At 35.7% G+C, this 6,988-nt stretch carries 6 protein-coding genes and 1 pseudogene; all 7 read left to right on the top strand.

The features are described from left to right. Positions 1–1,847, top strand: a 1,847-nt coding sequence (locus ACQKNR_RS20330; RefSeq protein WP_427320033.1) for an SH3 domain-containing protein, incomplete at its 5' end; no start/stop codon positions are given. Positions 1,848–1,909: 62 nt separating this feature from the next. Then, positions 1,910–2,292 (top strand): annotated as a pseudogene (locus tag ACQKNR_RS20325) (ROK family protein); the annotation flags it as partial. A gap of 209 nt (positions 2,293–2,501) precedes the next feature. After that, positions 2,502–3,098 (top strand): TerD family protein, encoded by a 597-nt coding sequence (locus ACQKNR_RS20320; protein WP_002174699.1) that lies wholly within the window; start codon positions 2,502–2,504, stop codon positions 3,096–3,098. Between the two features lie 23 nt (positions 3,099–3,121). Further along, positions 3,122–3,706: a TerD family protein gene (locus ACQKNR_RS20315; protein WP_000146731.1), complete on the top strand. Its 585-nt coding sequence runs from the start codon at positions 3,122–3,124 to the stop codon at positions 3,704–3,706. An 80-nt stretch (positions 3,707–3,786) separates the two neighbouring features. Next, complete coding sequence (locus ACQKNR_RS20310) at positions 3,787–4,365, top strand: TerD family protein (RefSeq protein ID WP_000236648.1); 579 nt, start codon at positions 3,787–3,789, stop codon at positions 4,363–4,365. A gap of 72 nt (positions 4,366–4,437) precedes the next feature. Next, positions 4,438–5,229 carry a TerC family protein gene (locus ACQKNR_RS20305; protein ID WP_427320031.1) on the top strand — a complete coding sequence of 264 codons (792 nt, stop codon included), beginning with the start codon at positions 4,438–4,440 and terminating at the stop codon, positions 5,227–5,229. Positions 5,230–5,338: 109 nt separating this feature from the next. Next, positions 5,339–6,970 (top strand): YceG family protein, encoded by a 1,632-nt coding sequence (locus tag ACQKNR_RS20300; protein ID WP_427320029.1) that lies wholly within the window; start codon positions 5,339–5,341, stop codon positions 6,968–6,970. Positions 6,971–6,988: the final 18 nt, after the last annotated feature.

Raw genomic sequence — 6,988 nt, 5'->3', positions numbered from 1 at the left:
AAGTAGGAACAATTAACGCGACAAGCCTACGAGTAAGAAGTGCAGCGAATACAAGTAGCTCGATCCTCGGAAACTTAAAAAATGGTGAAAAAGTAACGGTTCTAGGAAAAGCAAACGGCTGGGCGAAAATTAATTATCAAGGAAAAGAAGGTTATGTATCGCTAGAGTTTGTGAAATTAGAAGCAGGGAAACAAGAAGGAAAACCAGCGGAAAACATTACAAACGGAACGCAAGAAGTAGGAACAATCAATGCGACAAGCCTACGAGTAAGAAGTGCAGCGAATACAAGTAGCTCGATCCTCGGAAACTTAAAAAATGGTGAAAAAGTAACGATTCTAGGAAAAGCAAATGGATGGGCAAAAATAAGTTACCAAGGGAAAGAAGGTTATGCATCGCTAGAATTTATAACAATCGGTAAAGATTCAATAGATCCAACAAATCCAAAAAACCCTGAACAAGTAACAGAAGAACGAGCTGTTGTAAATGCGTCTTTATTAAATGTGCGTAAAGGTCCATCAACAGGTGCGGTGGCTGTTGGTCATTTAAAAAATGGAGAGACTGTTACAATTATAGGGAAAGAAAATGGTTGGGCAAAAATCCGTTTTAATGGTGGCGAGGGTTATGTTTCATTACAATTCTTAAAAGTTAAACAGGGTTCGTCTTCTTATGAAATTGTTACCTCATCACAAAAGGTTCAAAAACCAAATGAAGCAGAAGCAACACAAATTATGCAAAACATGAAAGAAGATGCTTACATTAAAAGTGACGGTAAAGTTGTAAATATGAAGCAAGGTTTCGTTCGTGCGAATGGAGTTATTAATATTTATGATATTACGACGGGTAAAAAGCTCACATATGTAAAGGGTGGAGCCGACCTGAAATTTGTAAAAGCTGTTGGTGATCGTATTTATGTCCAAATTGATGGTATGACGGGTTATGTGAATATAAACGATGTTACATTACATCCGACAATGACTGGTGAGAAAACGTCGTATTATGCAGCTAAAAATGGCAAGCTATATCATTATGTATACAATCCTGCAAATGGTAAATACGCAACATATCAAATTGGTAATGCTCCGAAGCATTTAAAAGAAGGAGAGCGTTACGAAGCTTTCGATAAGAAACAAATTGGTGGACAAGATAGTTATCAATACTTTGAATATATGCCACTTCGTGCAACATCTACTTATACAGGAGATGAAATTGATAATTTCTTACGTAAATCGAATGCAAATAGTCCACTTATTGGATTAGGAAAATATTTTGTAAGTGCAGCAGAGAAATATAAGATGAATGCCGGCTACTTAGTGTCACATGCAATTTTAGAATCTGGATGGGGAACAAGCCGTATCGCGCAAGATAAGAAAAATTTATTTGGCTTTAGAGCAGTAGATTCAGATCCATATAATGGTGCGACTGGGTTCAAGACATGGGAAGAAGGTATTGATTTTTGTGCGGCATATATAGATAAGCATTACTTAAATCCAAGTGGAAATACATATAATGGTGGAAACTTAGGGGATAAGGCACAAGGAATGAACGTCATGTATGCAAGTGACGAAAACTGGGGACAGCAAATTGCCTCGCTTATGTATAGAATTGATGCAATGAATGGAAGTAAAGATTTAAATAAATATCGACTTGGAACGTTAACAACAGGTTCCCCAATATTCAAAAGTTTGGCTGAAGGTCAGACTGGAACTACATCTCGGAACATTATGGTAGCCATTAAGAGAACAGTTAATACACCACAAGGGTCGTATTATGAAATTGTTTCAGATAATAAAGAATACAACAGTGTCTACGTAAAAGCTGGGTCTGTAAATCTTGTAAACTCTTATTAAAGGAATACATCATCATTTCAATGCAGAAGAATGAAATTCATAATGTTAGAGGAAGTGACAGTGTGAAAAAATATATCGCATTTGATATTGGTGGTACACAGATTAAATATGGATTGTTTCAGAACTCGGGATATTACTAAATCACAAAACTGTATTAACAGAGACTTATTTAGGTGGAGAACAAATCGTTCAAAAGATTATTGGTTTGGCGGAGCAATTAATGAATGAACATGTTGTTTCTGGAATCGGTATTAGTACAGCTGGAATTGTAGATATTCATAAGGGAAGCATAACTGGCGGCGTGGATCATATTCCACGCTATGCTGGCATTCCTATTATTGATAGATTACAAACAGTATTAAAAGTTCCTATATCCATTGAAAATGACGTCAACTGTGCTTTGTTTGGAGAGCTGTGGCAAGGTGTTGGAAGGAATGAAGGTAATTGCGGGATTAAATTCGCACAAAATCGTAATCATGCAGGAATGATTGGATCGATTTACCACTTCTTACATCGATATAAATAAATACTATAGTTGTTTTCATATAATTGAGAATTTATTCTTTTTTTCACTAGATAAATAATGCTACAATATAAGAGAAGAATACAATATTTTCCGATTAGGAAAATGCTTTGTAGAAAGGAAGAAACTTCATGCCTATTATTTTAGAAAAAGGACAAAAGATCGATTTAACGAAAGGACAACCGAGGGTAGCGAAACTACAGGTTGGCTTAGGCTGGGATCCAATTGGGCAATCAGGTGGATTTCTGTCTTCATTATTTGGAAGTAAACCAAATGTAGATTGTGATGCATCTGTTGTTATGTTAGAAGGAGATCGTTTTTTAAATAAAAATGATCTAGTTTACTTCGGAAACAAACTTTCTACTTGTGGTAGTATTATTCATTCAGGAGATAATTTAACAGGTGAAGGCGCTGGTGACGACGAAACAATTTTCGTAGAATTACATAAAGTTCCGAGCCGTATTAATCGTTTAGTATTCGTTGTAAATATTTATGACTGTGTAAATCGTCGTCAAGATTTTGGGATGATTCGCAATGCATATATTCGTATTCAAAACCCACAAACAGGTGAAGAATTAGCACGTTATAATTTATCAGATAATTATGCTGGCAAAACGACTCTAATTGCAGGGGAAATGTATCGAAACGGAAACGAATGGAAGTTTTCAGCAGTTGGAGAAGGAACACAAGACAAAAACTTAAGTGAGATTGTATCACGTTACCAATAAGATAAATTGAGGAGGAATCGTATATGGCATCTATTTCATTGAAAAAAGGACAAAAGGTAGACTTAACAAAAACGAATCCAGGTCTTTCGAAAGTTCTTGTAGGGCTTGGTTGGGATACGAATCGTTATGACGGACAAAACGATTTCGATTTAGATGTTAGTATTTTCTTAGTAGGTGCTAACGGAAAAGTTTCAGGAGCAGAGGATTTTGTTTTCTATAATAACCCAAAAGGTGCGAATGGCGCTGTAGAGCATTTAGGAGATAATCGTACAGGTGAAGGTGAAGGCGATGATGAATCTATTAAAGTAGATTTAAAAAATGTCCCAGCACATATTGAACGCATTTGCTTCACTATTACAATTTACGATGGAGAAGGCCGTAGCCAAAACTTTGGACAAGTTTCTAACTCTTTCGTACGTATTCTAGATGAAGAAAAGAATGCAGAATTAATTCGTTACGATTTAGGAGAAGATTTCTCTATTGAAACTGCTGTAGTAGTAGGAGAGTTATACCGTCATGCAGGTGAATGGAAATTCAATGCAATCGGAAGTGGATTCCAAGGTGGATTAGCATCTCTATGTAATAACTTTGGTTTAGATGTAGAGTAATAGTTTTATATATCCATCGGTGAAATGCATGTTTACTGATGGATATATTTTTAAAGATTAAAATATAGAGGTGAATATACATGGTTATTCAATTACAAAAAGGACAGAAAATTGATTTAGGTAAGACAAGCCCAGGTTTAACAAAAGCAGTAATTGGTCTTGGTTGGGATATTAAATCTTATGATGGTGGATCTGATTTCGATTTAGATGCATCTGCCTTTTTATTAGATGCAAACGGGAAATGTACAAAGGAAACGGATTTTATTTTCTACAATAATTTACAGTCTCCTTGTGGATCTGTTTTACATACAGGGGATAACCGAACAGGTGAAGGCGAAGGCGATGATGAGCAACTTGTTGTAGATTTGAAGAAAGTTCCAGCTGACGTGCATAAAATTGCTATTACAGTTACGATTTATGATGCAGAAGGTCGTAATCAAAACTTTGGACAAGTAGGAAATGCGTTCGTTCGTTTAGCGAATGAAGAAACAAATGAAGAAGTTCTTCGTTTTGATTTAGGGGAAGATTTCTCCATCGAAACAGCAGTTGTCTTTTGTGAATTATACCGTCATAATGGACAGTGGAAGTTTAATGCAGTAGGAAGTGGATTCCAAGGTGGACTAGGTGCGCTTGTAAGAGCGTATGGCTTGGATGCATAGAAAGGAAACGACATTCGTTTCCTTTTTTTGACCTTTCTATAAATCTAGCAAAGAATAGGGGATAAAGGTAAGATGAGCATTTTGCAAGAAATCCTTAATACGTATGCTCAGTTTTTCGACTTGGATATGTGGATTAAAGTGTTGCAAGATCCAGTATCTTGGGGATTAATAGGCACACTTGTTGTACTTGAAGGTTTATTATCTGCTGATAACGCACTTGTGTTAGCGGTAATGGTAAAACATCTTCCGGAAGAGAAACGAAAAAAAGCGTTATTCTATGGACTTATTGGAGCTTATGCGTTCCGTTTTATTGCGATTGGAATTGGAATGTTCTTAATCAAATTATGGTGGGTAAAACTTCTTGGTGCGCTTTACCTTGCTTGGCTATCAGTAAAATACTTTATTGATAAGCGCAAAGGTGCAAGTGAAGAAGAAGAAGAACATGGTATGAATCAAAATAGTATTCTCTTTAGAATGTTCGGTGTCTTCTGGGGAACGGTTGCGATGGTTGAATTAATGGATATTGCGTTCTCTGTAGATAGCGTACTTGCTGCATTCGGTGTATCGAATGAAGTTTGGATTTTACTATTAGGTGGAATGCTTGGTATTTTAATGATGCGCGGTATCGCTGGCGTATTCTTAAAATTGTTAGAACGTATTCCAGAGCTTGAAACAACGGCATATATTTTAATTTTAATTATTGCAGCGAAAATGCTATTGTCTCTAATTGGATATGAAATGAGTCACATACTATTCTTTATTATTTTAGTTGTAGCATTTGGAGTAACGTTTATAATTCACTACATGAAGAATTCTGGACAAGCTAGAGAAGAAGTTGCAGCTACTAAAGATAATCATAAATAATTGAAATGGGTTTGCTCGTTTTGCGAGCGCCCATTTTTTATAACTAAAAATAGTTTATAATAGAAGAAGGTCTTAGAAAAAACGTAAATGTTTTTGGAGGTGAACTGTTGTGTTTTCACGTTTTACACTTCAACCATATGCATTAAAAAATGAATCAGATTTAAAGCAATTTGAAATGCTTTTAGAAAAACGCCCACAATATGAACTGACAGAGAGTGAGATGAAATTTAGTTATATAGCAAGTCGAATCCTTGGCGTTCCTAATGATGTAGATGAATATTTCAATGAATTATTTGATTATAGTGAAGCAAAAGGGATCGAGGTTTTACATGAACAAAACCTTAATAAAGTGATTGATTCGGAAAAGCTTCGCCATATTCAAGAAGTGTTCGGATTACATCAAGAAGCACCAAATGGTCTGACAGTAAATAGGCTAGTGGCACACTTATCTGGGAAACAACTTTTACCGAAAGTAGACAATCCTGATTTACAGCATTATATACATACGACGTTTATTTCTGTATTGAAATTATATGAGAAACAACATAATCAATCTTTAAAGACAGAAGGCTTCCGTCGTTTCTTAATCGACATGATTAAATTAAGCGAAAATTACGTAGCGAATTGGTTCTCTACGATTAATTATAAGAAACAAATGCCGCGTATCGTTTGGTATGGTGATGCACAGGAAAGCCGTTTATATTTCTTATATTTTCTTATTATGCTCGGTTGTGATGTGCTTTATTATCATCCGGAAGGAAAAGATGGTTTTGAGGATATTGATGAAGAGGGGAGAACTTTTGTTGTGTCTCATTCTAGTCGTATTTCTCTTGAACCATTCCCGGATCGTCGACGTGAGCGTGTTGCAACAGTAGCGTATCAAGCTTCGAAAGAAATTGAACAAGTGCTCCATCATGATAATTCGTTATTGTACAAGCCGTGGCAATTCCGTTCATATACACCTGTAGCACGTACATTAAAAACGACGTATGATGAACTCTTCTTGATTACGAAAGAAAAGGCTTTTGTGCGCCCAACATTCTTTGTGGAAAATAAGCATATATATATTCCTTCATTATTTGCTAAAATATCAGGCGTTTCAAAGAATGATAAAGAGTATTTTCAGCGATTAAAAGCTGTGACCTCATTTGATAACAGTTTATTAATTAATACATTTCCTTTTACGAAAGAACAAAAAGCAAATTTCCAATACCATTACCGTGATGCATTGGATCGAGGGGGGAAATTACACCCTGATTTAATTATGAACAGCCATTGGTGGCCACATAAACGTTTACCAGAAGGATTACAACATGGCATTGCAGAGGCAATTATTCATGCATGTGAAAGTGAAATGTGTAAACCAGTTGGGAAAGAGACGAAACAAGAGGTAGCGCTATATGTTTTCGCACAACTTTCCCAAATACCGCCGAATATTTTAGAACAGCTTGAGAAATTTGATTATTCACAAGATGTACCGAAAATTGTTATATTTAATAATGAGAAGAGCGGAGAATTGACTCGTTCTGATGCTGTTTTATTACTATTTTTAAATCAAATTGGAGTAGACGTATTCCACTTCAATCCAACGGGAAGAAACGATATTGAACCGTATATTGAAGCAGGGGCATTTGATTCGCATTGGCTTGAAGAAGTTAATTTCGATCTTGAGTTTCATGGTTCATCAGCCTATAAAAATTTATCACAAACAATAAAAGGACTATTTCGTCCATTTTTATAAGGAAAGGGAGAATACCAT

The sequence above is a fragment of the Bacillus sp. NPDC094077 genome, from assembly GCF_050279465.1.
Classification (GTDB): Bacteria; Bacillota; Bacilli; order Bacillales; family Bacillaceae_G; genus Bacillus_A.
This window is presented reverse-complemented; position numbering and strand designations above follow the sequence as displayed.